General features: G+C 69.3%; 28 protein-coding genes. 11 read left to right on the forward strand and 17 right to left on the reverse strand.

Going from position 1 to position 25,067, the window contains the following annotated elements; all coding sequences use genetic code 11:
- Nucleotides 1–53 precede the first annotated feature (53 nt).
- From GA707_RS16240 to GA707_RS16250, 3 genes are read right to left on the reverse strand one after another with little or no spacing between them, the layout of a single operon-like run.
- The gene (locus tag GA707_RS16240; RefSeq protein ID WP_152179499.1) at nucleotides 54–770 is read right to left on the reverse strand and encodes a response regulator transcription factor; all 717 of its coding nucleotides are present in this window, start codon (nucleotides 768–770) and stop codon (nucleotides 54–56) included.
- On the reverse strand, nucleotides 767–1,933 hold the full coding sequence (gene macS / locus GA707_RS16245; RefSeq protein WP_152179500.1) for a MacS family sensor histidine kinase: 1,167 nt from the start codon (nucleotides 1,931–1,933) through the stop codon (nucleotides 767–769). The genes GA707_RS16240 and macS overlap by 4 nt, the downstream gene beginning before the upstream one ends.
- Nucleotides 1,911–2,666, reverse strand: coding sequence for a 1-acyl-sn-glycerol-3-phosphate acyltransferase (locus GA707_RS16250; RefSeq protein WP_152179501.1), 756 nt, complete (start codon nucleotides 2,664–2,666; stop codon nucleotides 1,911–1,913). The genes macS and GA707_RS16250 overlap by 23 nt, the downstream gene beginning before the upstream one ends.
- A 105-nt stretch (nucleotides 2,667–2,771) precedes the next feature.
- Here GA707_RS16250 and GA707_RS16255 point away from each other — a divergent pair, with 105 nt between their 5' ends.
- Nucleotides 2,772–3,533 (forward strand): carboxylesterase, encoded by a 762-nt coding sequence (locus GA707_RS16255; RefSeq protein ID WP_226963870.1) that lies wholly within the window; start codon nucleotides 2,772–2,774, stop codon nucleotides 3,531–3,533.
- Entirely contained in the window at nucleotides 3,530–4,012 is a 483-nt protein-coding gene (locus GA707_RS16260; RefSeq protein ID WP_152179503.1) for a hypothetical protein, read from the forward strand. The genes GA707_RS16255 and GA707_RS16260 overlap by 4 nt, the downstream gene beginning before the upstream one ends.
- A 28-nt stretch (nucleotides 4,013–4,040) precedes the next feature.
- On the opposite strand, the gene argA is transcribed toward GA707_RS16260, so the two are convergent.
- From argA to GA707_RS16290, 6 genes are all read right to left on the reverse strand, one after another.
- The gene (gene argA / locus GA707_RS16265) at nucleotides 4,041–5,429 is read right to left on the reverse strand and encodes an amino-acid N-acetyltransferase (protein WP_152179504.1); all 1,389 of its coding nucleotides are present in this window, start codon (nucleotides 5,427–5,429) and stop codon (nucleotides 4,041–4,043) included.
- An 89-nt stretch (nucleotides 5,430–5,518) separates the two neighbouring features.
- Entirely contained in the window at nucleotides 5,519–6,241 is a 723-nt protein-coding gene (locus GA707_RS16270; RefSeq protein ID WP_152179505.1) for an endonuclease/exonuclease/phosphatase family protein, read from the reverse strand.
- Nucleotides 6,238–7,200 carry an ROK family glucokinase gene (locus GA707_RS16275; protein WP_152179553.1) on the reverse strand — a complete coding sequence of 321 codons (963 nt, stop codon included), beginning with the start codon at nucleotides 7,198–7,200 and terminating at the stop codon, nucleotides 6,238–6,240. Before GA707_RS16275 ends, GA707_RS16270 begins: the two co-directional genes overlap by 4 nt.
- A gap of 155 nt (nucleotides 7,201–7,355) precedes the next feature.
- Nucleotides 7,356–7,697 (reverse strand): hypothetical protein, encoded by a 342-nt coding sequence (locus GA707_RS16280; RefSeq protein WP_152179506.1) that lies wholly within the window; start codon nucleotides 7,695–7,697, stop codon nucleotides 7,356–7,358.
- Complete coding sequence (locus GA707_RS16285) at nucleotides 7,694–8,884, reverse strand: ArsA family ATPase (protein WP_226963871.1); 1,191 nt, start codon at nucleotides 8,882–8,884, stop codon at nucleotides 7,694–7,696. The genes GA707_RS16280 and GA707_RS16285 overlap by 4 nt, the downstream gene beginning before the upstream one ends.
- Nucleotides 8,871–9,350 (reverse strand): SRPBCC family protein, encoded by a 480-nt coding sequence (locus tag GA707_RS16290; RefSeq protein WP_152179508.1) that lies wholly within the window; start codon nucleotides 9,348–9,350, stop codon nucleotides 8,871–8,873. The genes GA707_RS16285 and GA707_RS16290 overlap by 14 nt, the downstream gene beginning before the upstream one ends.
- A 41-nt stretch (nucleotides 9,351–9,391) precedes the next feature.
- On the opposite strand from GA707_RS16290, the gene GA707_RS16295 reads away from it, so the two are divergent.
- Complete coding sequence (locus tag GA707_RS16295; RefSeq protein ID WP_193315378.1) at nucleotides 9,392–10,768, forward strand: DUF2029 domain-containing protein; 1,377 nt, start codon at nucleotides 9,392–9,394, stop codon at nucleotides 10,766–10,768.
- Here the strand turns inward: GA707_RS16295 and GA707_RS16300 are convergent.
- Together GA707_RS16300 and GA707_RS16305 are read right to left on the reverse strand one after the other, a co-directional pair.
- The gene (locus tag GA707_RS16300; RefSeq protein WP_152179509.1) at nucleotides 10,677–11,852 is read right to left on the reverse strand and encodes a hypothetical protein; all 1,176 of its coding nucleotides are present in this window, start codon (nucleotides 11,850–11,852) and stop codon (nucleotides 10,677–10,679) included. The genes GA707_RS16295 and GA707_RS16300 overlap by 92 nt on opposite strands.
- A gap of 107 nt (nucleotides 11,853–11,959) precedes the next feature.
- Nucleotides 11,960–12,328, reverse strand: a complete 369-nt coding sequence (locus tag GA707_RS16305) for a hypothetical protein (protein WP_152179510.1) — start codon at nucleotides 12,326–12,328, stop codon at nucleotides 11,960–11,962.
- A gap of 177 nt (nucleotides 12,329–12,505) precedes the next feature.
- Between GA707_RS16305 and GA707_RS16310 the strand changes: the two genes are divergently transcribed.
- Together GA707_RS16310 and GA707_RS16315 are read left to right on the forward strand one after the other, a co-directional pair.
- A complete protein-coding gene (locus GA707_RS16310; protein ID WP_152179511.1) occupies nucleotides 12,506–14,224 on the forward strand; it encodes a DEDD exonuclease domain-containing protein in 1,719 nt (572 codons plus the stop codon).
- 28 nt (nucleotides 14,225–14,252) lie between these two features.
- Nucleotides 14,253–14,531, forward strand: coding sequence for an Lrp/AsnC family transcriptional regulator (locus GA707_RS16315; protein WP_152179512.1), 279 nt, complete (start codon nucleotides 14,253–14,255; stop codon nucleotides 14,529–14,531).
- Here the strand turns inward: GA707_RS16315 and trpD are convergent.
- Both trpD and GA707_RS16325 read right to left on the reverse strand, forming a co-directional pair.
- The gene (gene trpD / locus GA707_RS16320) at nucleotides 14,512–15,567 is read right to left on the reverse strand and encodes an anthranilate phosphoribosyltransferase (RefSeq protein WP_226963873.1); all 1,056 of its coding nucleotides are present in this window, start codon (nucleotides 15,565–15,567) and stop codon (nucleotides 14,512–14,514) included. The two genes, GA707_RS16315 and trpD, sit on opposite strands and share 20 nt — an antisense overlap.
- A complete protein-coding gene (locus tag GA707_RS16325) occupies nucleotides 15,564–15,977 on the reverse strand; it encodes a response regulator transcription factor (RefSeq protein ID WP_152179554.1) in 414 nt (137 codons plus the stop codon). The genes trpD and GA707_RS16325 overlap by 4 nt, the downstream gene beginning before the upstream one ends.
- A 228-nt stretch (nucleotides 15,978–16,205) precedes the next feature.
- Here GA707_RS16325 and GA707_RS16330 point away from each other — a divergent pair, with 228 nt between their 5' ends.
- The 6 genes from GA707_RS16330 (at nucleotide 16,206) to GA707_RS16355 (ending at nucleotide 21,187) form a co-directional block, all read left to right on the forward strand.
- Nucleotides 16,206–16,784 (forward strand): heme-copper oxidase subunit III, encoded by a 579-nt coding sequence (locus GA707_RS16330; protein WP_152179555.1) that lies wholly within the window; start codon nucleotides 16,206–16,208, stop codon nucleotides 16,782–16,784.
- 64 nt (nucleotides 16,785–16,848) lie between these two features.
- Complete coding sequence (locus GA707_RS16335) at nucleotides 16,849–17,667, forward strand: c-type cytochrome (RefSeq protein WP_152179514.1); 819 nt, start codon at nucleotides 16,849–16,851, stop codon at nucleotides 17,665–17,667.
- A gap of 1 nt (nucleotide 17,668) precedes the next feature.
- Nucleotides 17,669–18,805: a ubiquinol-cytochrome c reductase iron-sulfur subunit gene (locus GA707_RS16340; RefSeq protein WP_226963874.1), complete on the forward strand. Its 1,137-nt coding sequence runs from the start codon at nucleotides 17,669–17,671 to the stop codon at nucleotides 18,803–18,805.
- Nucleotides 18,802–20,535, forward strand: a complete 1,734-nt coding sequence (locus GA707_RS16345; protein WP_152179515.1) for a ubiquinol-cytochrome c reductase cytochrome b subunit — start codon at nucleotides 18,802–18,804, stop codon at nucleotides 20,533–20,535. Before GA707_RS16340 ends, GA707_RS16345 begins: the two co-directional genes overlap by 4 nt.
- Nucleotides 20,536–20,558: 23 nt before the next feature.
- Nucleotides 20,559–20,846, forward strand: a complete 288-nt coding sequence (locus GA707_RS16350) for a DUF167 domain-containing protein (protein WP_152179516.1) — start codon at nucleotides 20,559–20,561, stop codon at nucleotides 20,844–20,846.
- On the forward strand, nucleotides 20,834–21,187 hold the full coding sequence (locus tag GA707_RS16355) for a metallopeptidase family protein (RefSeq protein ID WP_152179517.1): 354 nt from the start codon (nucleotides 20,834–20,836) through the stop codon (nucleotides 21,185–21,187). Before GA707_RS16350 ends, GA707_RS16355 begins: the two co-directional genes overlap by 13 nt.
- A 61-nt stretch (nucleotides 21,188–21,248) precedes the next feature.
- Here GA707_RS16355 and GA707_RS16360 read toward each other — a convergent pair whose 3' ends face one another.
- Genes GA707_RS16360 through coxB form a run of 4 tightly spaced genes read right to left on the reverse strand, consistent with a single transcriptional unit; the run spans nucleotide 21,249 to nucleotide 24,989 of the window.
- Nucleotides 21,249–21,944 (reverse strand): MOSC domain-containing protein, encoded by a 696-nt coding sequence (locus GA707_RS16360; protein ID WP_152179518.1) that lies wholly within the window; start codon nucleotides 21,942–21,944, stop codon nucleotides 21,249–21,251.
- A 7-nt stretch (nucleotides 21,945–21,951) separates the two neighbouring features.
- Nucleotides 21,952–22,368 (reverse strand): cytochrome c oxidase subunit 4, encoded by a 417-nt coding sequence (locus GA707_RS16365; protein ID WP_152179519.1) that lies wholly within the window; start codon nucleotides 22,366–22,368, stop codon nucleotides 21,952–21,954.
- 3 nt (nucleotides 22,369–22,371) lie between these two features.
- The gene (gene ctaD / locus GA707_RS16370) at nucleotides 22,372–24,066 is read right to left on the reverse strand and encodes a cytochrome c oxidase subunit I (RefSeq protein WP_226963883.1); all 1,695 of its coding nucleotides are present in this window, start codon (nucleotides 24,064–24,066) and stop codon (nucleotides 22,372–22,374) included.
- A 26-nt stretch (nucleotides 24,067–24,092) separates the two neighbouring features.
- Nucleotides 24,093–24,989: a cytochrome c oxidase subunit II gene (gene coxB / locus GA707_RS16375; RefSeq protein ID WP_226963875.1), complete on the reverse strand. Its 897-nt coding sequence runs from the start codon at nucleotides 24,987–24,989 to the stop codon at nucleotides 24,093–24,095.
- Between the last annotated feature and the right edge of the window lie 78 nt (nucleotides 24,990–25,067).

Consider the following 25,067-nt stretch of genomic DNA (forward strand, 5'->3'; position numbering starts at 1 on the left):
ATAGTTCCCTCCTCAGGCGGGCCGGTCCGCGTTCGGATGCCGGTATGCGGGGGTCACCCAGGCGGGGGTGTGTCCAGGCCCCGAGCGATCGCGAAGCGGACGAGCTCGACGCGGTTGTGCATGTGCAGCTTGCCGAGGGTGTTCTGCACGTGGTTCTGCACGGTGCGGTGGGAGATGCCGAGATCGGTCGCGATCTCCTTGTACGACATTCCGGTGGCGACGAGCCGGAGCACCTCGACCTCCCGTTCGGTGAGCTCCGGCACCCGGTCACGGCCCGATCCGTCCGGCCCCTCCCGGTCGGCCCTGGCCTGCTCGTCGTCGGCGATCCGGGTGAACTCGCCGAGCACCATTCCGGCGAGACCGGGGGTGAAGACCGCCTCACCGCGCGCAGTGGCCCGCACCGCCTCGATGATCTCGGCAGGGCGGGCCGACTTCACGAGATAGCCGGTCGCACCCGCCTTGATGGCCGCGAGGACGTCGGCCGGCTCCCCGCTGGCGCTGAGGATGAGGATGCGAGTCTCGAGGTCACCGAGGGCGCGACACACCTCGTCACCCCGGAGCCCGGGCAGGTTGAGGTCGAGGACGAGCACGTCGGGTCTCGTCGCGTGCGCCCGGCGCACCGTCGCCGGCCCGTCGGCGGCCGTCGCCACGACGCGCAGGCCGGCGGCGACGAGGTCGCGCTCGAGGGCGGCGAGCCAGAGCGGGTGGTCGTCGGCGACCAGCACGGTCGTGGGTGCCGGGGGTTCGGCGCCGGTCGACGGGGAGGTCACGACGTCACTCTGTCACGGCGCGAGGGGACGTCGATGACGACCGTGCACCCGGCCCCGGGGCGGCTCCGCCAGCTCACGCTCCCGCCGAGGTCCTCGATGCGGCTGCGGATCGAGGCCGAGGCTCCGAGGCGGCCCTGGTTCTGTGCCTGGGCGAGGCGCCCTGGCTCCATGCCGACCCCGTTGTCGCGCACCGTGACCCGGACGGCGTCCCGGGTGCCCTCCACGAGGACCCATGCCTCGGCATCGGGTCCGGCGTGACGGGTGACGTTGTCGAGTGCCGCCTCGACCGCGCGCGCGACCTCGTCGGCGACCCGGGGTGTCACCTCGACCGGTACCGCCGGAGTGACCACGCTCACCCGGTGGGTCTCGAGCGGGAGGAGCCGGGCGCGCAGGTCGCGTCCCCCGGAGGCGAGCGGTGCCGGGTGAGAGGACGTGATGAGGTCCCGCAGCGACCTCTCCTGCTCGGCGGCCAGTCGGGCCAGTTCCGCGCTCTCGCCGCCGAGCTCGTTCCCCCGCCGGTTGATGTAGGCGAGGGCCTGCAGGACCCCGTCGTGAACGGCGCGGGAGAGCCGTTCACGCTCCTTGAGCCGTTCCTGCTCGGCCAGCACGGCCTCGAGCCGCTGCTGTCCCTCACGGGCCAGGTCGACGGCCAGACCGAACAGGCCGCCCAACAGGACGAGCAGCACGATGTTGTGCAGGGTCGTCGCTGTCGGCACGAACCCGACTGCGATCAGGTCGGCCACCCCGATGACGACGGCGGCCACCAGTCCTCCGCGGACGCCGAGGAGCACCGCAGCACCGAGCACGCTACCGGCCGGCCAGATACTTGGAATGGTCGCCACTCCGGCCGCGATGTTCTCCGGAGTGTCGACGAAGCGCGACGCGACGATGCCCGCGACGGCTATCGCGATCTCGAGCACCGTCGTCGTCACGGTGCGGCGACGGTAGAAGAGCATCGCCAGGCTCCACGCCATGAGGACCGCGATGATGACGAAGGCCAACCAGGGGCGGAGCATCTCCTCATGGCGGCGGTAGGCCAGCTGCCCCGCATACAGGGCTGCGATGGGTCGGAAGACGTCCAGGCCGGCCCAGGAGGCCACCGCGACAATCGGCTCCCGACGGCCGCTGCGGCCGGTGCGGTCAGCTCGCAGCGCGGTCCACATCGGGGCTCCCCTCGCCCCGCCGCGCACGCGGGGCGACGTGTCGGCCCCGCCCACGGTTCTTGATCCGGTCCTTCATCGTCGACGCGTACTCGTCGACGTACTCCTGGTCGGACAGGCGCATCAGCTCGTAGAGGATCTCGTCGGTCGCCGAGCGGAGGACGAACCGGTCCTCCTCCATTCCCTCGTAGCGCGAGAAGTCCAACGGCTGACCGATCCGGACACCCACCCGGGTGATCCGAGGCACGACCCGTCCGGTCGGCTGGGCCTCGTCCGTCCCGACCATGACGACAGGGATCACGGGAACCTTTGCCTCCAGGGCCAGGCGGGCCACACCGGTCCGCCCTCGGAACAGGCGGCCGTCCGGGGATCGGGTGCCCTCGGGGTAGATGCCGAGGAGTTCACCTCGCCCGAGGACCTTCAGGCCCGCCTTGAGCGCCGCGTTGCTCGCCTTGCCACCGGAGCGGTCGACGGGGAGCTGTCCCACGCCGCGCATGAACGTCGCGGTGAGCCAGCCTTTGAGGCCCCGTCCGGTGAAGTAGTCGGACTTGGCGAGGAACGTCACCCGCCGGTCCACGACGAGCGGCAGGAAGATCGAGTCACTGAAGGACAGATGGTTGCTCGCGAGGATCGCCGGGCCCTCGCGCGGGATGTTCTCCAGTCCCTCGACCCAGGGACGGAAGAACAACCGGAGCACCGGCCCGAGGGCGAAGCGCTTGAGGAACCAGTAGAGCACGTCCGCATGGTACGGCAGCCGGACTCGGACGGCAGCGGACCCGACGCGCGGCGACAGAGTCGGGGATTGCGGAAACCGCCCGGTTCAGCGTGGAATGATGCCGTGGTGAGCATTCCCGGCGCGACCCCCTTCCAGCACGACGGCGACTCCGGAGTCGGCGTCCTCCTCAGCCACGGCTTCACCGGCAGCACCGTCAGCATGCGGCCGTGGGCCGAGGACCTCGCCGCTGCAGGTCACTCGGTCTCCCTGCCGCTGCTCCCGGGCCACGGGACCACGTGGCAGGAGATGAACGGCACGACCTGGCAGGACTGGTACGCCGAGCTCAGCCGGGGTTTCGCCCGACTGACCGACCGGTGCCACCACGTCGTCGTAGCGGGACTGTCCATGGGCGGAGCACTCGTCACGCGGCTGGCGCAGGACCACCCCGACCGCATCAGCGGACTCGTGCTGGTGAACCCGGCGTTCAAGGTCGAGGACCCCCGGATGCGGGCACTTCCGCTGCTCCAACGCGTCCTGCCGTCCCTGCCCGGCATCGGCAACGACATCAAGAAGCCGGGTCAGGACGAGGGCTGCTACGACCGCATACCGCTCAAGGCGCTGTACTCCCAGACCCAGCTGTGGAGCGAGGTGGTGGGGGACCTGCCGCGGCTGACCCTGCCCGTCCTGCTCTTCCGGAGCCCGGAGGACCACATCGTCCCGGCGTCGAGCTCGGCGCTGTTCCTCGAGCGGGTCGGCAGCACGGATGTCCACGAGGAGCTGCTCGTGAACAGCTATCACGTCGCCACCATCGACAACGACGCACCGACGATCTTCGCCATGACCCGGCAGTTCATCGACCGGGTCTGCGAGGTGAATGCCGCGTCATGACGCCGGAGCAGCCCGAGCGCGACCTCGACAAGGAGTTCGAGGCTCTGATCGCGGGCTGGGACGCAACCGGTCCGATCGAGGATCCGGCGCCGCCCCCTCCCGCGCCATCGGGGCCGGCACCGCCCGAGCCCCCTGCAGCGGGTCCGCCCCCGGGTGTGAACATCTGGCGCGGGCCCACCGCGTGGGTGCCGCCCGAGGACACCCGAGGCGCCGACGCGACCCCCGAACCGGATGACGAGGAGGACGAGTTCCGTCCCGATCCGGTCGTGTTGCCCCCGCAGGAGGACCTGCACTTCTGGGGAATCATCGTCGGCCTGGTCGGCGGCGGTCTGCTTCTGCTCTATGTCGCGCTGACCGGTGCGTCGACGTCATCCTGGTGGTTCCTCGGAGCCGTCGGACTGTTCGTCGGTGGGTTCGCCCTACTCATCCTCCGGCAGCCGCGCGACCGCGACACGACCGATGACGGGACCCGGCTCTGAGCTGAGAAAGCGTGGTCGAGCGGTCACCTCAGCGCGACAGCGACCTGTCCACGAGAATTAGTGAGTTGCGCATCGGGTCGTAGGTCCGACGGCGCTCGTCGGGCAGGTCGGAGGCCGAACCCCGATCGAACCCGTGCTCGATGAACCAGTGCGGCGTCTGAGTGGTCAGAGCGAAGAGTCGGCTCACACCCAACCCTCGGGCGGTGACCCGGGCACGGCGGAGGAGGACGGCCGCGAGGTCACGCCCCCGGTAGTCGGGATGGACTGCGACGCAGGCCAGCTCGGCCGAGCCCTCTGACGGGAACGGGACCAGTGAGGCACAGGCGATGACGGTTCCGTCGCGGACGATGACCGAGAAGGTGTCGATATCGAGCTCGAGCTGTTCGCGGCTCCGAGGCACGAGAGTGCCGGCGCCTTCCAGCGGCGCGATCAAGGACATGATCCCGGCGACGTCGTCGATGGTCGCCTGCCGAGTGGACTCATAGTCGTCGTCGGCCGAGATCATCAGGCCGCAGCCGTCACGGGTGTAGAGCTCGCGCAGGAGCGGGCTGGCTCCCTCGGCCCCGATGAGGTGCACCCGGCGGACGCCCGCACGACACGCGGAGAGCGCAGCGCGCACGCAGTTGCGGTCCTCCGGTGAGAGCGTCCGCTCCCGAAGCTCGGTGACGAGCATCGTCTCGGCGGCGCTCAGGGGCAGCTGGCCGGCGTCTCCGGCGTCGAGGGCGATCCGCCAGGTGCCCGGCTCCGACTCGATGACGAAGATCAGCTTGTCCGCGCCGAGCCCCGTCGCTACCGCCTCGGCGACCTCGGCGTTACGGAGGTTGAAGGTCTCGCCGGTCGGCGAGTAGCCGATCGGGGAGATCAGGACGATCCGATCGGTGGACAGCTGATCACGGATCTCGGACACCGCGACACTGCGGACGAGACCGGTGAGCGCGTGGTCGACACCGTCCCGGACACCCACCGGACGGGCGGTCACCCAGTTGCCGCCGACGACCTTGAGTCGGGAGCCCGCCATGGGCGTATTGCCGAGGCTCGCACTCAGTCGTGCCTCGATGTCCATGCGCAGCGAGCCGACGGCCGCTTTGACCGCCTCCATCGTCGGTCCGTCGGTCACCCTGAGGTCTCCGGCGAACCGGGACCGGATACCCCTGACCTCGAGCTCGGCCTCGATCTGGGGGCGCACCCCGTGCACCAGCACGATGCGGACGCCGAGGCTGGACAGGAGCGCGATGTCGCCCAACAGCCGGTCGGTATCCCCTCGCAGGCAGATCTCTCCGGGGAAGGCGATGACGAAGGTCTTGCCGTTGTGCGTGTGGATGTAGGGAGCCGCGCTGCGGAGGGCGTGGACGAAGTGCTCGCCCGTGACGTCCGGAGGGGTGCCGCGTTCGGGCGCGTCGGGCTGCTCCTCGTTCACGAGGGCCAGCGTAGTCAGCCCGCGCGACCGTGGGCACGGGCGTCGACGGCGAGGCCGAACCTGACGACCCGGAAGGCGGCCGATACGGATCAGAGGAGGATGTCGACCCAGACGGGCCGGTGGTCGCTCGCTCGGAGCAGCTCCTCCTCGTCGAGGTCGAGCGGGCAGTGCGGGAGAACCTCGATGTCCGGTGACGCGAGGATCACGTCGAGGACCGCCCGGGGACGTCGGACGGGGTACGTCGGCGCATCGGGTGAGACGAGACACAGCCGGGACTCGAGCAGCTGACTGGCACTCCCCGACCGGTGCTCGTTCAGGTCCCCGGCGAGCACGATGCGATGCGGCCCTCCGGCCGTTGCGACGACATCGTCGATGATCGTGCGGGTGTGGACGTGACGCTCTCCCGCGTTCAGGCTCAGATGCACGCTCGACACGGTCAGTGCAGCCAGGTCCGGCCGTCCGGTCGGGCGGACCCGGACCACCGCATACCCTCTGGATCGGGTGAACAGGGCCACGGTGAGCCGGCTGTGGCGAGCCTCGACCGGACTGACCCGGTCACCGGTGAAGACCGTGGTGCCGCCGCCGCCCCGGTGCCCACCCGGCCAGGACATGCCGCACTCCTCGGCGAACCGGCGAACCCGCCAGCCGCTGACCGGATGCCTCGGAACCTCCTGGAGGCAGAGCACATCGGGCGCGATCGCGCGCACCACCCGTGACGCAGCACGGCGGTCGTCGAGGAAGTCGCGAGTGTTGTAGCCGGCGACCCGTAGCCGAGTCCGACCGGTGTGGTCACCGGCGGGATCGACCGTCACGGGTCGACGCTGGCCCTGGCGAGGTCGGCGGCGCCGATCAGGCCGGCGTCGTTGCCCAGACTCGCTGCGACGATCCCCGCCTCCGGCCGATAGCCGCGTCCGGTGAGAGTGCGCGCGAACGCGGTCCTGGCGGGATCGAGGAGGAGCTCACCCGCGGCGCTCACACCGCCACCGACGACGAACATGCCCGGATCGAGGGCCGCGGCGAGGTTGGCCATCCCCACCCCGAGCCAGGTGCCGATCTCGGAGAGGAGCTCGACCGCCATCATGTCGCCCTCCCGGGCGGCCTCGGTAATCAGCGGCCCGGTGAGGTTGGCGGCGTCGCCGTCGATGCGGGCGAGCATGTCCATGGCGATCGGGCTGCGGGCGGCCACGAGGGCTCGCGCCTCCCGGACGAGTGCGTTGCCGGAGGCGTACTGCTCCCAGCAGCCACGGTTCCCACACTCGCAGCGGTGCCCTTCGGGCACGACCTGCATGTGACCGAACTCGCCGGCGATGCCGTGCTTGCCGCGGATCACCTCGCCGTTCCACAGCAGACCCCCGCCGATCCCGGTCCCGAGGGTGATCATCACCAGGTGTGTCTCGCCCCGCGCGGCACCGAAGCGCCACTCCGCCCACGCAGCGGCGTTCGCATCGTTGTCGATGAAGACCGGCTTGGTCAACCGGGCGGCCAGGCGGTCGCGGAGCGGCTCGTCACGCCACGACAGGTGCGGAGCGAAGGCGACCGTCGCCCGGTCGGCGGCCACGAACCCGGCGGCACCGATCCCGATCGCGGTGACCCGCTCCATCGCCAACCCCGACATCAGCTCGCCCACCACCCCGACGATGACGTCCTCGACGACGGCGGGCGACGTGGACCGGTGCGGCGTGTCGCGACGCAGCCGTCGGGTGATGAGTCCTCGGTCATCGACGAGTCCGCCGGCGACCTTGGTGCCGCCGATGTCGATGCCGATGGCCAGCGGCGCGAGCTCATCCGGCTCGCTCCCGCCCGCTGCGCTGTCGTCCACCGGCTCGGCACTCCCACTCACGACAACCGAGGGTACCGATTCGGCACCGGCCGCATCGGGTCCGCGGGACCGCGTCCCTCACCGGGGGCGGTGGACGGCGGGGGCCCTCACTCCCCATCGAGGTCGTCGACCGGGATGTCCTGACGCGCTGGCGGGTCCTCGGACTCGCTCCGTGCGGACTGCAGGTCCGCGGCCAGGGTCCGTAGGGTCACCTCGGCCTGGTGGGCGAGGTCGGCGAGGGCGACGACGGCCGCGGGACTGACCGAGTGGAGCGTCGTCATCAGCCGGCACAGGGGGCAGATCTCGCACGTGTCGATGGGCCGCTGGTGATGACCGGAGGGGGCATCGTCCGGATCCTCGGGTCCCGGTCTGCCCGAACGGGCGCGCAACGCCTCGGCGAGGGCCGCGATCTCCTCGGCGACCGAGCCCGGGCGGTCCTCCCCGGTCATGCGATCACCCGGTCGTCGCGCGCGAACGTGACGACGAGTCGTCCGTCACGCACGCCCGCTCCGTCGACGGTCAAGGGGGCCAGGGCCGCGGGGAGCGTCACGACACGGTGCTGTCCGGCGACGTCGATCAGAAGGTCGTCGCCGCGCCGTCCCAGGGAGACGTCGGCGGCGGCCACGAAGGGGACGAGCACGGAGAGGGTGTACCCCTGGGCGGTCTCGGTCACCGTGAGCGGTGCCGTCGACGCGGCGCCGACCGGACGGTCCCTCGTCAGCCGCACCTCCGCACACGAGATGGCCAGTCGGGCCAGGGCGTCGGGGCCGATGGGTTCCTCCGGCAGGTACGGCATGGCGACGATGGGTATGCCGGTGAAGGATCGGTGCACTTCCTCCAGACCCTCGGCCTGGGCGCGGTTCCAGCCGGAGAGCCAGTCGGGACCCGTGGGGAAGATCCGGTTGACGTGCACCGCGTCCACGGTGAAGCCGAACAGCGAGAGCGATGTCCACGTCCGTCGCGCCTCGGCGGTCACGACCTTCTCAGGGGTCGTCACGAGCCGGATCGTCGAGCCGGGGGCCCGAAGGACCCCCTTGAGGTCGGTCATCTGGTCGTGCCAGCGCGTGATCGCCTCGAGGACCGCCGGACCGGGCATCGGCACACCCAAGGCCGCCGCCGCCGCGGGACGCCACGTCGAACCCTGGGGAAGCCACCGACGCAGATGCCAGGACAGCGAGTCGGGCAGCGCGAGGAGGCGAAGGGTCTCGGCCGTCGGCGCACAGTCGACGATGACGACGTCCCACTCATCGGCCCGGACCCGCTCCCGCAGGGTGACGAGGGCTGCGATCTCGTCGGCCCCCGGAAGGCTGGTCAGCTCTTCGGCCACGGCGGGGTCGATCCCGACATCGCCGAGCAGACCCAGCAGGTAGTCCTGGACCACCCGCCAGGCGTCGGAGAGGCCGTGTGCCGCGCTGACGTGCTCCGCCGTGAGGCGCTCCTCGACGAGCACGGGTCCTGAGTGCAGGTCGACCGCAAGCGCATCCCCGAGGGAGTGGGCCCCGTCGGTGGACATCACCAGGGTGCGTGCCCCCTCTCGCGCTGCGTCGATGCCGAGCGCGGCCGCCGTCGTCGTCTTGCCGACCCCGCCCTTGCCCGTGCAGACGAGCACGCGCGGCAGCCCCTCAGGCCTGGCCACGGGTGCGGGTCCTCGCCTCGACATAGGTGCGCAGCTGCTCGACGAAGGCGGTCACCAACGAGCGCTCGACCCGGCGTTTGAGGAGCCCCAGAACGGGGACGGTGACGTCGAGGGAGAGCGAGTGGGTGAGCTCGGTCGACCTGCCTTCGTCCCGGGATCGCAGGTCGAATCGGCCGTCCAGTGCACTGAGCAGCTCGGAGCTGACGAGGGCGTACGTCACGGCACCGGTCCCGTCCTCGTTCACGTCCCAGTCGTAGTCCACCGTGTAGGTGTCTTTCAGCGGCCCACCGGTCACCGTGAACTCCACGTTGTCGGGCCAGCCGTCACCCTCATAGCTGCGGACGGTCACGGCTGCCGTGGCGTGCGCCCACCGGGGGTACTTCTCCACGTCGGCGATGGCGTCGAGGACGAAGCCGGGCGGTGCCGAGATCTCGACGGTCGCGCTCGTGCCGGGGGGCAATGCCATAGTGCTCAAGGCTAATCCACCCCCGCCACTAGGGTTGACCGGTGACCGAGGCACCCCGACCCAGCGCAACGCCGGTCCGGCTCGCCCTGGTCGTGGGGCTCGGTTGGGTCCTGACCCTGACGGCGATGCAGTGGAGCGTCGTCCGCTTCCGGGTGCTCATCGTGGTCGTCCTCACCTGTGCGGCGGTCGCCCTATGGACCTGGCTCGGCCGCGGCGCGCGCCCGGTCCTCGAGCCGTGGACGGTGCTCGTCGTGGGGGTGGGCACGGCCCTGGCGACCGTGGTCGTGCCCGTCTTCACCTACGTCCCCGATCCGCACCGAGCGTGGATCCTCGGCCTGCACGCCGTGGCCGCGGTGACCGTGACGACCCTGCTGCTGTCCTCGGCACTCTCACGCCGCCTCCGTGGACCTCGACCGGCGGCCGTCGCCGTCCTGCTCGTCGCAGCGTTCCATGCGGCCATCGCCGCGCTCACGATCGTGTTCTCTCCCGCGCCGAGGATCGACGTCTGGGTCGTGCTGCAGCAGGCGGCGGACGCGATCGGGCGCGGTGAGAACATCTACGGTCGGTCCTGGGTCGGATCGCCGGGCGTCGACGACGCCTTCACCTATCTGCCGTGGACCGCCCTTCTGCTGGCGCCCGGACGGTGGGTGGCCGGCGACATCCGGTGGTCCCTGTTGGTCTGGAGCCTGCTCGGGGCGGTCGGACTCTGGCTGCTCTGCGAGCGACGGGCCTGGCCCGCCGCTGCCGGCGGGCTGCTCATCCTCCTCTCCCCCGGGATCGTGACCCAGGTGGATCAGGCCTGGACCGAGCCGCTGTTGTTGACCCTCGTCATCTGGTGGGCCGTGCTCGTCCGGCGCGGGCATCCGTGGTGGGCGGTCATCCCCCTCGCGTTCGCGGTGGCGTCGAAGCAGCACATCGCCCTGATCCTCCCGGTGCTCCTCATGTGGCGTGGCTTCGGCCCAGCGCGAGCCGTCACAACCGCGGCGCTCGGGGGCCTGTTGGTGACGCCCTGGCTGGTCGCGGACGCCGGAGCCTTCGTGCACGACACGGTTCTCCTTCTCATCGACTTCCACCCGATCCGGTTCTCGAACACGCTCTATCTCCTGGCGGTCAACGTCGTCGGCGTCACTCCGCCGTTCTGGCTCACCGGTCTCGTCGTCCTGGCGGCGATCGTCGCGGCCGGCCTCGTGGTCCGCCGGCCGGGAACCGGGCTGGCCGTCGTGCTGCGCGCCTCGGCCGTTGTCCTGCTCACGGCGAACCTCGTGAACAAGCAGGCGTTCTACAACCAGTTCTGGCTGGTGGCGGGTTTGGTGGCGGTCTCGATGGTCATGGAGACGGCGGCGCGGCCGCCGCCCGACGGTCCAGAGCCAGCGCCCACTCGCGGTCGAGCCACTCCGACGACAGACCGAGTTGCGTGAGGAGCCACATCGTGCGCTCCTCGTCGCCGCGGGGGCGTGCGACGGCTCCGGTCGGGCCCGCGACGCCGGGTCCGTCCCCGGCGACCACTGCCACCAGGCGGTCGCGGCCGACGGCATCCATGAGAACCTCGACCCCGAGGCGCGCGGCGACGTAGGCGGGAGCCCGTGCCAACGGATCCTCAAACTCCGTGGGGCCGGGAACCGAACCTCGCCACCGCCCGAATTCTCGCAGCTCCCGCAGACGACGCAGCTCCGCAGGCTGCTCGGATCGCCCGTCCTCCACCTGTGAATAGGCGATATGGACGGCCAGCCCCTCCTGGAACCACACGGGAACGGGGGCCGAGCCTGTGGCGCGCATGGCGACGTGGACGAGCTCGTGGCGCATGAGCACGTCGAGTCCCACCTCGCTCAGCGCGGCGACGACCGCGCTGTCCACGAGCATCCGGTCGGCAGGAGCCGGACGTCCGTCGCTGACGGCGCCTTCGACCCGGGCGCCCGTGCCGGGGTCGAAGGCGGAGGTCGAGACGACGATCACGGCGGCACCGTGCCAGGACGGCCAGACCTCCAGAACAGCGGGCAGCGACCGCTCACATGCCTCGTGGACCGCGGTGACCGCCGCGGAGAGCGACGGGGGGCCGAGGACGCGACACCGCGAGGATGTCACGGCCACGGGATCCTCGACACCCCACGGAAGACGGACCGGTGAGAGCCGGGTCCAGCCGTCCGGCTCCCGCCGGAGGGTCACGACGTCGACCGCCGTGCGATCGTCGGTATCGACACCGGGGATCCGCCAGGTGACGCGGACCGGCACCCGGGCTTCCTCCCCGACGTCGACCGCGAGCGTGCCGGGCGTCACCGTGGAGTCCACCTGGACCTCGGAGGCGCGCACCGGAAGTCGCGGGTCGGCCGGGCTGCTCATCCCCTGCACGGCCTCCACCAGGGCGGGATCGCGAGGCTCTCGGGATGCGCTCGGAGCCGCGATGTCGCACGCACCGAGAAGGGTGGCGACGACAGCGATCAACACCACGACCACCGCCACCGACTGCTCGACCGATCGCGTCGGGAACGAGGGGTATGCCGGCACCCGACGAGTGTCGCACCACCGGCGGCGTGCGACCTCGCCGAGCCGGATCTCTCCTCCCGCGTCGAGGTCGGCGTCCGTGCTCCGGCACCTGCCGGAGGAGGACCGTCTCAGGCCGAGCGGGCACCGCTCGGCCGCGACCGGTCCATCCGACCGTCCTCCCCCGCCGATCGGGCCTGCACGAGCCATTCGGGAAGGTGGGGCTCGGCGTAGGCCGACCGTGCCTCGGCGGCATCGACCACACCTGCGTCGACCAGGAGGTCGACGGCCGCCTGCTCGGCCGCGTCGAGGCGCAGCCGCACCGGACCGAGCAGAGCGACCATGCAGCCGGCGCAGCCGTGTCCGGCCACCGGGCAGCTGTCGCAGTCGATCCGTGCTGCGGTCGCACCGGGTCGGGGGCGGGCCGCGGGGAACCGCCCCGGGGGTGGAGCCGACGCCGGTTGTGCATGAACCCGGTCTCGCTCGTGGAAGTGAGTCATGGGCTGTGCCTCCTTACCGTGTGGACGGTCCATGCTCCGGCGAGGGTCGCGGACCGCTGTCTGGGTACGGGAACAACGGTAGAGAGAGCCACTGACAGTGCTGCTCCCACAGCGTCGGTACCGCTCCCACAGAGTGTCTGCCGAGGGTTGTCGGTCGGCATCCCTAACGTGTGCGGCATGCGGAAGCCGGTGCAGAGCACGCTCGACCTCGACGGTGCCGCGGGTCCGGGTTCAGCGCTCGGCACGTCGTTGGCCTCGGTCACCTTCGTGGTCGTCGACCTCGAGACGACGGGGGGACCGCCGAGCGAGGCCGGCATCACCGAGATCGGTGCGGTCGCCGTGAGGGGTGGTGAGGTCGTCGGTGAGTTCCAGACCCTGGTGAACCCCGGGCACCCTGTGCCCGCATTCATCACCGCCCTCACCGGCATCTCGTCCGCGATGGTCGCGGGGGCTCCTCGGCTCGCCGTCGCGCTGCCCGCGTTCTTGGACTTCGTCCGGGCGCAGGGCCCCGTGACCGCGTGGGTCGCGCACAACGCCTCCTACGACATGTCGTTCCTACGAGCCGGCTGCGCGCTCCTCGAGATGCACTTCCCGGATCACCCGGTCGTGGACACGGTTCACCTCGCCCGTCAGCTGTTCGGGCGGGACGAAGTGCGCAACCACCGTCTGGCGACGCTCGCCGCGCATGTGGGTTCGCGCACCCTGCCCGACCACCGCGCACTACACGACGCGCGAGCCACCGTGGACGTGCTGCATGCTCTCATCGCCCGAGTCGGCAACCTCGGTGTCTCGACCCTGGAGGAGCTACGCGGATACAGCCGCCGCGTTCCAACGGACGTGCGCCGCAAACGGACGCTGGCGGACGGCCTCCCGAGCGCTCCCGGGGCCTATGTGTTCCGGGACGCCGAGGGTTCGGCTCTCTACGTCGGCACGTCCCGGGACATCCGCCGACGGGTGACCACGTACTTCACGGCCGGAGAGCGCCGTGCGCGGATGGCGCAGATGGTTCGGCTCGCTGCGTCCGTCACGCCGGTCGTGTGCGCCACCGACCTCGAGGCCCGGGTCCGCGAGGTGCGGCTCATCGCCTCCGAGCACCCGCGCTACAACCGTCGCTCGACCCGCGCCAACGCCCTGACCTGGCTGAAGCTGACCCAGGAGCACTTCCCGAGGCTGTCCGTCGTCTCCACCGTGCGCGGAGACGCGGCCGACTACCTCGGTCCGTTCCGGAGTCGCCGCCGAGCGATGGAGGCGATGGAGGCACTGCATACCGCGTTCCGGCTCCGGCAGTGCACCCAGTCACTGCCCTCCGCCCCACGTCGGCCGACCGCATGCGTCCTGCTCGAGCTCGGCTCGTGCGGTGCCCCCTGCACCGGCGCCCAGAGCAAGGAGGACTACGCGCGGATCGTCCTGTCGGCCCGCGAGGCGATCCGCGCGGACCCTGCCGCGGTGGTCGATCCGCTGCGCGCGCGCATGCGCGAACTCGCACATGAGGAGCGCTTCGAGGAGGCGGGGGTGGTCCGCGACCGGCTGAGCGCGTTCGTCGGAGGCGCCACCCGGATACAGCGCCTCGGACCCCTGGCGAGCAGTCCTCAGATCGTCGCAGCCGCGCGGCACTCGGCCGGCGGCTGGGAGCTCTTCTGCATCCGTCACGGCCGTTTGGCGGGGTCGAGCGTGGCTCCCCGGGGTGCGGACCCCATGCCGTTCGTCGCGGCGCTCGTCGCCAGCGCGGAGCACGTGCCGGCTCCCGTCGGCCCGGCACCGGCGGCGATCGTGGAGGAGACCGAGATCCTGGCCCGCTGGCTGGAGTCTCCGGGAGTCCGGCTCGTCGAGGTCACCGGCGACTGGTCCTGTCCGGTGCGCGGCGCGGCCGCGTACGACGACCTCCGGGCGGGCTAGGCGGTCGCGTTCCCACTACGCTTGACCCGTGATCAGCGCCATCGTCCTCATCCACGCCGACGTCGACAAGATCCCCGAGGTCGCGACATCGCTCGTCGAGATCGAGGGCGTGAGCGAGGTGTACTCCGTCGCTGGGTCGGTCGACCTCATCGCCATGGTCAAGGTCCGCGAACACGAGCACCTCGCCGACGTCATCGCCGATCGGATCGGCAAGGTGCCAGGCGTCACGGCCACCGACACCCACATCGCCTTCCGCACCTACTCCAGCAGTGATCTGGGTGCAGCCTTCAGTCTCGGCGTCGAGTAGCCGCCACCCACCTGTCGAGGACCGCCGCGGCGGATCCGGAGTCGACCGCCGCCGTGGCCTGGGCCAACCCCTGCGAGACCGCCTCGTCCACGGCGACGCCAGAGTCGATCATCGGCAGCGCCAGCGCGACGGCGGCGTTGATCAGCACGGCATCCCTCGGCGCTCCTCGCTCACCGGCGAGCACCTGACGCACCACCGTCGCGTTGAACTCGGCGTCGCCGCCGCGCAGGTCCTCCAGGGGGGCGCGCGCAATGCCGTGGTGGGCAGGGTCGAGGGTATGCGTCGTGACCTCGCCGTTTCTGGCGAGCCAGACCGAGGTGGTCGTGGAGAGGGTGACCTCGTCGAGTCCGTCGTCGCCACGTGTAACGATCGCGGTTCGCCCTCGAGCCGCGAAGACGCCCGCGATGAGCGGGGCGGCCGAAGGGTCGGCGACGCCCAGGGCCGCATAGGTGGGCTGGCCAGGGTTCGTCAGGGGCCCCAGGATGTTGAAGGCGGTACCGATGCCGAGCTCGCGGCGAGCGACGGCAGCGTGCCGCATGCTCGGGTGGAAGGCCTGGGCGAAGCAGAAGGTGATGCCGGCCTCGGACGCGATCCGGGCCACGCGCTCGGGAGCGATGGTGAGGTCGACTCCGAGTGCCTCGAGGACGTCGGCCGACCCGGTCGACGACGAGGCGGCCCGGTTGCCGTGCTTGACGACGGTCATGCCGGCACCGGCGGCTACGAGGGAGGCCATCGTCGAGATGTTCACCGAGTGATGCCGGTCGCCGCCCGTCCCGACGATGTCGACAGTGGTCCCGGGAACGGAGATCCGGTGGGCGTGCTCGAGCATCTCGTCGGCCAGGCCGGTGAGCTCGCCGGTGGTCAGGCCCTTCGCCGTGAGGGCCACGAGGAACCCGGCGAGCTGCACCGGCGTGGCCTCGCCGCGCATCACTTCGCCCATGGCCCACCTGGTGTGCTCGGCCGGGAGGTCCTGGCCACGCAGGAGTGCGGTCAGGAGGTCGGGCCAGGTCGGCGCGTCGCTCGACGGTGTCGTCACCGGGGTTCGCGCGCGAGCTCGGCGACCGCCGAGGCCAGGGCGATGGGGTCGATCGGATGCGGGACGGCCGCCTCGGCCTGGGACCAGGCGGCCAGCCATCCGTCCTGGGGACGACCGGTGAGGACGAGAACGGGCGGGCATTCGAAGATCTCGTTCTTCAGCTGCCGGGTCAGGCCCAGTCCCCCCATCGGCGAGGACTCACCGTCGAGGATGAGCAGGTCGTAGTCGCCTCGCTCGACCTCCGTCACGACGGCGGCAGGGGTCGCACACTCCGTCCACGAGACCACCTCGACGTCACGGGCCGGCCGGCGACCGACCGCGGCGCGCACGGTGTCCCTCGTCGTGAGGTCGTCGCTGTAGAGCAGGACCGTGACGCGGTGGGAGACAGGGTCCGTCGTCCCGCCGGACATGCTGTGGGGCCGGTTCGACACGGCTTCGGGCGCCTGCGGCACGTGCGCGGAACTCATGGCGACGATCCTAGCGGGGTTTGTCGGGGGGTCCGCCGCCGTCCCGCGTATGTCATGGTGCAGTATTGACCCGTGGCGACTGCAGCAACGATCCCTGACGGCACCCCTCATGACACCCGTCATCCGGTGGTCCCCAGTATTCCCGGGCACGGACCGGCGACTCGGCCGAACATGGTGGCGGTCGGCACCATGGTGTGGCTCGCGAGCGAGCTCATGTTCTTCGCGGCGCTGTTCGCGATGTACTTCACTCTTCGCGCCAACGTCCCCGAGCAGTGGGCCGCCAACTCCCCGTTGCTCGACGTCCGCTTCGCGACGATCAACACCGGCATCCTCGTCATCTCGTCCGTCTGGTGCCAGCTCGGCGTCTGGAAGGCCGAGGCGGGTCAGGTAGGCCGCACCGGCGGACTCCTCGAGTTCAAGAAGTGGGGCATGCGCGAGTGGTACGTCCTGACCTACATCTTCGGCTCGATCTTCATCGCGGGTCAGGTCTATGAGTACGCCCACCTCGTGCACGAGGGCGTGACCCTCTCGAGCGACTCGTACGGCTCGATCTTCTACCTCGCCACCGGATTCCACGGCATCCACGTGACCGGTGGTCTCATCGCGTTCCTCCTCATCCTCGGGCGGACGTTCACGACGCGCCGGTACACCCACGCGCAGGCGACGGGCGCGGTCGTGACGTCGTACTACTGGCACTTCGTCGACGTCGTGTGGATCGCGTTGTTCTTCACCATCTACGTCCTCCAGTGACCGCGGCCCATCCGATCCGCACAGGGCACCGAACTCATCCCGAACCATCCTCGAAGGAACTGACGTGAACGCACTAGCCGCCCGGCGCCGCCACCCCGCGGCCATCGCGCTGCTGCTCATGGTGGCCTTGCTCGTGACCGGTGGGCTGTATGCCGCGCTCGCCCCCGAGCCGGCGGCTGCGGCCGCGGTCACGGCCGACCAGGTGTCCGAGGGTCAGGCTCTGTTCCGGGCGAACTGCGCGAGCTGCCACGGGCTCAACGCGGAGGGCAACGCACCCGATCCCGGGCAGGAGGAGGAGGGCGCGTACGGCCCCACTCTCGTCGGAGCCGGAGCCGCATCCGTCCACTTCCAGATGGAGACGGGACGGATGCCGATGGCAGCACCACGGCCTCAGGCGCCGAGGGTCAACCAGGTGGAGTTCAGCGACGAGCAGATCGAGGCCATCGCGGCCTACGTCGCCTCCCTCGGACCCGGCCCGGCCCGACCCGACGAAGAGTGGCTGGACTGGGAGGGGCAGGGCGACGCCGGTCGCGGTGGGACTCTCTACCGCAGCAACTGCGCGATGTGCCACAGCTCCGCCGCAGCAGGTGGCGCCCTCACCCGCGGCAAGTACGCCCCGACACTCGAGGACGTCGAGCCCGTTCACATCTATGAGGCGATGCTCACCGGTCCGCAGAACATGCCAGTCTTCAACGACGCCAACCTCTCCCCCGAGGACAAGCGCGACGTCATCGCCTATGTCAAGCAGATGCACGCGACCGGCAACCCCGGTGGCCTGTCACTCGGGAACCTCGGGCCCTCGTCCGAGGCGCTGTTCATCTGGGTCTTCGGTCTGGGCATCATGATCGGCACGGCCGTCTGGGTCGGCCAGAAGGGAGCCTGACGTGGCTGACGCGAACCACCCGAGCGACTACGACGCCGACGCCTACGAGCGGGAGGTCGGCACAGCCGTCAGTCTCGACACGGGCGACCACGTCGGTGACGGAGGGCTCCCCGAGAGATTCGAGAACCCCGGACTGCCGGCTCACCAGCCGCGCATGGCCGACCTCGACGACGGTGCCGCCAAACGCGCCGAGCGGCAGGTGGCCACCCTCTTCGGTATCTCGGTGGTCGGAACCCTGGGCTTCCTCGTGGCCTACTTCGCGGTCCCGACCGACGCCCGGATGTTCTTCCCGGGTCTGGGCGACGTCAGCACCAGCAACTTCCTGCTCGGCGTGACCCTGGCACTCTCACTCCTGGGCATCGGAGCCGGCGCGATCCACTGGGCCAAGACCCTGATGCCGGATGTCGAGGAGATCGAGCTGCGGCACCCGATGCGCAGCGCGCCCGAGGATCGCGAGAAGTTCGGCGACATCGTCCTCGGTGGCGGCGAGACCGCCCAGCTCACCCGCCGACCGCTGCTGAAGTACTCGATGGGCGGCGCGCTGGGTCTGTTCGCCATCCCGCTGCTCGTCCAGCTCGTCGGCAGCCTCGGCCCGTTCGACCAGCCGTTCAGGCGGTTGGCGACAACGTTCTGGGACGGTCACGAGGTCGACGGCGACGGCAACCCGATCTTCGTCCGGCCCCGACTCATGCGTGACCCGCAGAACACTCCGGTTCGTCCCGAGGAGGTTCCCATCGGGTCGGTCTTCCACATCCAGCCCGAGGGGCTGCTCGATCTCGAGTCGCACATCCTCGAGGAGAAGGCCAAGGCCTCCGTGGTCCTCATGCGACTCAACCCCTCGGACTTCGTCAGCGAGAAGGCCCGGGACTGGGGCTACGAGGGCATCGTCGCGTACTCCAAGATCTGCACCCACGTCGGATGCCCGGTCGGCCTGTACGAGCAGCACACCCACCACCTGCTCTGCCCGTGCCACCAGTCGACCTTCGACGTCACCGACGACTGCAAGGTCATCTTCGGCCCTGCCAAACGAGCCTTGCCACAACTTAAGATCACCGTGGACGACGAGGGTTACCTCGTGGCCGACCAGCCCTTCCAGGAGCCTGTCGGTCCGAGTTTCTGGGAGCGTGAACGACTATGAGCGACACCACCACGGCGCGTCCGGCAGACGCCCTCCGTGCCGACGACACGCCCCCGGAGCAGACGTCGTCGGGAACCGTTCGGCGGGTCGGCGGCGTCACCGGCTGGGTCGACGACCGCACCGGCGGAGCCAAGGGTGTGAACTACCTTCTCCGCAAGGTGTTCCCCGACCACTGGAGCTTCATGCTCGGCGAGATCGCGATGTACTCGCTGATCATCTGCCTGATCACCGGTGCCTTCCTGACGTTCTGGTTCGTTCCGAGCATGGGTCTGATCACGTACGACGGCTCGTACGTCCCCATGCAGGGCGTGCTGATGTCCGAGGCTTACGCCTCGACCCTGCACATCTCGTTCGACATCAAGGGTGGCCTGCTCATCCGGCAGATGCACCACTGGGCGGCCCTGATGTTCATCGCGGCGATCACCGTGCACATGTTGCGGGTGTTCTTCACCGGAGCCTTCCGTAAGCCCCGTGAGCTCAACTGGGTCATCGGGACCGTCCTGGCGCTTCTTGCGATCATCGAGGGCTTCGCCGGCTACTCGCTCCCCGACGATCTCCTCTCCGGCACAGGTCTGCGCGCCACCCAGGGCTTCATCCTCACCGTCCCCGTGGTCGGCTCGTACATCGCGTTCGCGCTCTTCGGCGGCGACTTCCCCGGGGAGCTCATCATCCCCCGCCTCTACGCCGTTCACGTCCTTCTGCTGCCGGCCATCCTCGTCGGACTCTTCATCGTTCACATCGTCATGGTCGCGGTCAACAAGCACACGCAGTACCCCGGGCCGGGCAAGACCAACGACAACGTCGTCGGTTACCGGGTCATGCCGGTGTACGCGGCCAAGGCGGGTGGCTTCTTCTTCCTCGTCTTCGGCGTCACCGCTCTTCTCGCAGCCGTCGCACAGATCAACGCGGTCTGGGTGCACGGGCCGTACGACCCGTCCGCCGTCACCGCCGGCGCCCAACCCGACTGGTACATGTGGTTCTCCGATGGTGCGCTGCGACTGCTGCCCGGCTGGCTGGAGTTCGTCGTGTTCGGGTTCACGTTCTCCCTCAACATCGCCCTCGGGTCGATCGTCCTGCTGCCGCTGATCTACGTCGTGCTCGGGATCTATCCGTTCGTCGAGCGCTGGGTGACGGGCGACACGCGGGAGCACCACCTGCTCGACCGTCCCCGCAACGCACCCGTTCGCACCGGACTCGGGATGGCGGCCATCACCTTCTACACCATCCTTGCGCTGGCGTGTGTCAACGACATCATCGCGATCAAGACCGGTATGTCGATCAACGACCTCACCAACACCTTCAGAGTGTCGCTCTTCCTCCTGCCGCCACTGGTGTTCTGGATCACGAAGCGCATCGCCCTGTCGCTGCAGCGTCGGGACCGCGACACCGTCCTGCACGGGCGTGAGACCGGCATCGTCATCCGCACTCCGGACGGACGGTTCTACGAGCGTCACGAGCCCCTGGACGAGTACACCCGCTGGAAGCTCGTGAGTTTCGAGTCCCACGCTCCGCTGGAGCTCGAGCCGGCGACGGACGCCAACGGGGTCGCCCGCAAGGGCGCGCGCAAGGACCGGGTCCGGGCGGCTCTGTCCCGGTTCTACTTCACCGACCGGGTCGAGCCCGTCACCCCGGCGGAGCTCGCCGCGGCACATCACCACGGCGAGGAGCACGAGCAACTCGAGGTTCCCGCGGTCGCAACGGAGCAGCGCATCACGTCGGGGCAGCACTGACGGAGCTCGTTCCGACCATATCGGTGCGGCTGCGCATCCGGGTCCGACCGGGTGCCGGTCGCACCGCCGTCGGTGGACGGTACGGCGACGACGAGACACTCGTCGTCGCCGTCCGTGAGCGAGCCGTCGACGGCGCGGCCACCGACGCGGCTGTTCGTGCGGTGGCTGCGGCGTTCGGACTCCCCCGGGCGCAGATCCGGATCGTAGGCGGTCGCACAGCTCGGACCAAGGTGCTCGAGGTGGTCGGGCGTCCAGATCACATCGCGCAGCGTCTGGCGAGACTCCTGGAGGGGCCCGAATGGTCGAGGTGAGTCAGACCGAGTTCGACGAGGCGATGCAGGCCGCACTCGATGCCGTCCCGTCGGGTCTGATGGACATGCTCGACAACGTCGCCTTCTTCGTCGAGGACGAGCCACCCGGGGACTATCCCGACGACCTGCTCGGCATCTACGAGGGGGTGCCGTTGACCGACCGTGACCTCGGGTGGGCCGGCGCCCTGCCGGACCGGATCACGCTCTTCCGCGGGCCGCTGACACGTATGTGCGAGGACATCGAGGAACTCGAGGACGAGATCACGATCACCGTCGTGCACGAGATAGCCCATCACTTCGGTATCGACGACGAGCGCCTCCACGAGCTCGGCTGGGGCTGACACTTCACGCCTGCCGCTCGCCGAACCGGCGCACGAGCCTCGGATCGGCTTGTCGGATCGCTCAGCGACCTCGAGCGGGAGTCACTCGCGACCTGCGCTGCGCCAGTTTCCGGTGGTAGACCTCGGGCAGACATCCTGTCTCGACCACCGTCGCCGCAGCCGAGTCGTCGCCCATGACGGCGGCGAACGCCACTCGAAGATCGACCCCGTGATCCGGTGCGTTCAACGGCGTGATCACATCGTGCGGACGCACCGTTCCTTGGGAGATCACCCTGAAGTAGGCACCACATCGTCCCCTCTCGGTGAACCTGCGGACCCAGCCTCGCTCCCCCAGGTGCGCCTGGAACGTCGCACAGGGCTGCCTGGGCAGCGACACCTCGAGGACGACGTCGGCACCGATCCGAACCCTCTGGTTGATCAGCAGCAGCTCGAGATCTACCCCGGACGTCGTGAGGTTCTCGCCGAAGAACCCGCTCGGGAACTCCCGACCGAGCTCAGCCTCCCACCACGTCAGTTCCTCACGGGAGTAGGCGTAGACGGCCTTGTCTGGTCCTCCATGATGGCGACGGTTGCCAACGTGGTCGCCGGCTACCCCGGATCGGCCGCCGCCGCCGAGAGGTGCCGTGATCAGGATCGCCTCGCGCGGTCGCTTCTCGATGCCGGTCAGATAGCTGCCCCGACCAGAGGGCGCGCCGGCCTCACCCGAGTTGACGGACCACACGCTAGCGGCGGTCACGGCGACGATGTCCGAGGCCATGAACGCGTCAGTTGGCGTGCTGGCCCTTGAAGTACTCGAAGGTCCACCCGATCAGTGCAGGCACACCGATGAAGGCGCCGATCGCGAAGATCCACCACCCCATCGCCACGCCGAGGAAGAGCAGAGCCGCGGAGAACGCGAGGACCAGAGGCCACCAGCTGTGCGGGCTGAAGAACCCGAAGTCACCCTGGATCTGCTCGATGTTGCCGCGTGGGTCGTCCTCGGGTGCCGGGTCGAGCCGACGCTCGGTGACATGGAGGTATCCCGCGATGAACCAGAAGAACAGGGCGGAGAGCAGCAGACCCACGATGCCGACCGGCTCGAAGCGGTCCGGCAGATAGTTCAGTCCCCAGAAGGTGTAGATCGCCGACATGACGACGAAGAACACACCGAGAACGGTGAACAGCTTGACGGAGTAGCGCATCGATCAGTTCTCCTTCCGAGCGGCCAGCATCGCTCGCGCCTCGTCCAGATCGGCGCGCACATCGTGCGTCACCGACTCGGGGTGGTGCAGGTCGAAGGCCGGACGCTCGGAGCGGATCCGGACGATGGAGTCGAAGTTGTGCCTCGGCGGCGGGCAGGACGTGGTCCACTCCAGAGACGCGCCGTAGCCCCACGGGTCGTTGCTCTCCACCAGGGGGGCGGTCTTCCAGGTCTTCCAGACGTTCCACATGAAGACGAGGGTGGAGATGCCGAGAACGAATGACGACACCGTCGAGATCTGGTTGAAGAACCGGAAGCCGTCCTCAACGAGGTAGTCGGCGTACCGGCGGGGCATGCCCCAGATCCCGAGCACGTGCTGGATGAAGAAGGTCCCGTGGAACCCGACGAAGAGCAGCCAGAAGTGCAGCTTGCCGAGGCCCTCGTCGAGCATGCGGCCGGTGAACTTCGGCCACCAGAAGTAGAACCCTGCGAACATCGCGAACACGACGGTCCCGAAGACGGTGTAGTGGAAGTGAGCGACGACGAAGTAGCTGTCGGAAAGGTGGAAGTCCAGGGCCGGCATGGCCAGAATAACGCCAGTCAGGCCACCGAAGAGGAAGGTGATGATGAAGCCGACCGCCCAGAGCATGGGCGTGGCCATGACGACCTTGCCGCCCCACATCGTGCCGATCCAGTTGAAGAACTTGACGCCCGTCGGCACGGCGATGAGCATCGTCATGATCGCGAAGAAGGGAAGCAGCACTTGGCCGGTCACGTACATGTGGTGGGCCCAGACACTCATCGACAGGGCCGCGATCGCGATCGTCGCGTAGACCAGAGTCTTGTACCCGAAGATGGGCTTGCGCGAGAAGACCGGGATGACCTCGGAGATGATGCCGAAGAACGGCAGCGCGATGATGTAGACCTCCGGGTGGCCGAAGAACCAGAACAGATGCTGGTAGAGCATCGGTCCACCGGCAGCCGGGTCGTAGATCGCGGCTCCGAACTGCCGGTCGGCTCCCAGCGCCAGCAGCGCGGCGGCCAGGACGGGGAAGACGAGCAGTGCGAGGATCGAGGTGATCAGGACGGTCCACGTGAAGATCGGCATCCGGAACATCGTCATGCCGGGGGCCCGCATGGTCAGGATCGTCGTGATGAAGTTGACCGCACCGAGGATGGTGCCGAAGCCACCGAGCGCCAGACCGAAGATCCAGAGGTCGCCGCCCAGTCCGGGGCTGTAGACGACGTCGCTCAGCGGGACATAGGCGAACCAGCCGAAGGACGCGGCGCCATCGGGGGTGAGGAACCCCGACGCGGCGATGAGGCCACCGAAGAGGTAGAGCCAGTAGGCGAACATGTTGAGTCGCGGGAAGGCGACGTCCGGGCTGCCGATCTGGAGTGGGACGATCGCGTTGGCGAAGGCCGCGAACAACGGGGTGGCGAACAGCAGCAGCATGATCGTGCCGTGCATGGTGAACAGCTGGTTGTACTGCTCGGCGTTGTCGACGATCTGCAGGCCCTCGGTGTAGAGCTCGGCGCGGATGAGCAGCGCCATCACGCCGCCGACGAGGAACCACACGAACGAGGTGATGAAGTACAGGTTGCCGATGACCTTGTGGTCGGTCGTCGTCATCCACTTCAGCACCGTCGCACCGGGAAGGATCTTGCGGCGCGCCGGCGCCCCGTCCGCGGTGCGCAGGTAGGTCGTGCTCTCCGATGCCGCGCTCACGGCCGGATCCCTTCAGGAAGGAGCTCGGTTTGGTTCTCCATGATCTCCTCCATGTTCAGATCGCTGCCGAGCAGACCCGTCTGGCCCTTGTCGGCGAGCTCCTGCATATGGGCGTCGTACTCGTCCTGCTCGACGACGCGCACGTTGAACAGCATGTTCGAGTGGTACGCACCGCACAGCTCAGCGCACTTGCCCTGGAAGGTCCCGGTCTGGGTGGGGACCACCTGGAACTTGTTGACCCGGCCGGGGACCATGTCCATCTTCTGGAGGAACTGCGGCACCCAGAATGAGTGGATGACGTCGCGGGCGGTCAGGACGAACTCGGTCCGCTCCCCCACGACGAGATAGAGGGTCGGAAGAGTCTCTTCGACGCCCGGCTCACCGGTCAGCCTGGCCTGCGTGCCGGACTCGTGGACGTCGTCCATGACGTAGTTGAAATCCCAGCTCCACCGTTTGCCGACGACATTGATGATGTTGTCCGGCTGGGTCTCGGTGTCGAGGAGGACCTGTTCGTCGCGCGCGGTGTAGAAGAACAGCACCGTGACCATGAAGATCGGGACGACGGTGTAGAACACTTCGATCGGGATGTTGTAGCGCAGCTGCTCGGGGAGCTCGTCGTCGCCGTCGCGTCGGCGGTAGACGGTGATCGACCAGATGAGCAGCCCGAGGACGAGCACACCGACCGCGATGGCCGCGATCCAGGCGCCGACCCACAGCCTGGTGACTCTCTCGGCACCTTCGGTGACCCCCTCGATGAGGAGACCGTCGGACCAGCTGGCCCGGCCGCACCCGGTCAGCGCGACCGCCGCGAGGGTGATGACTGCCAGGGAACCCGCTCGGCGGGCGCGCCCGCGCCTCTGCGGGACGCCGACGAGACTGTCAGACCTAGGCACTACGCACCCTCTCTCGAGCACAGCAAACAGACACGTTCGCAGACACATTACTCCAGGGGCAGGGTCCCGGAGTGGGAG

It is taken from the genome of Nostocoides sp. F2B08 (assembly GCF_009184895.1).
GTDB lineage: Bacteria > Actinomycetota > Actinomycetes > Actinomycetales > Dermatophilaceae > F2B08.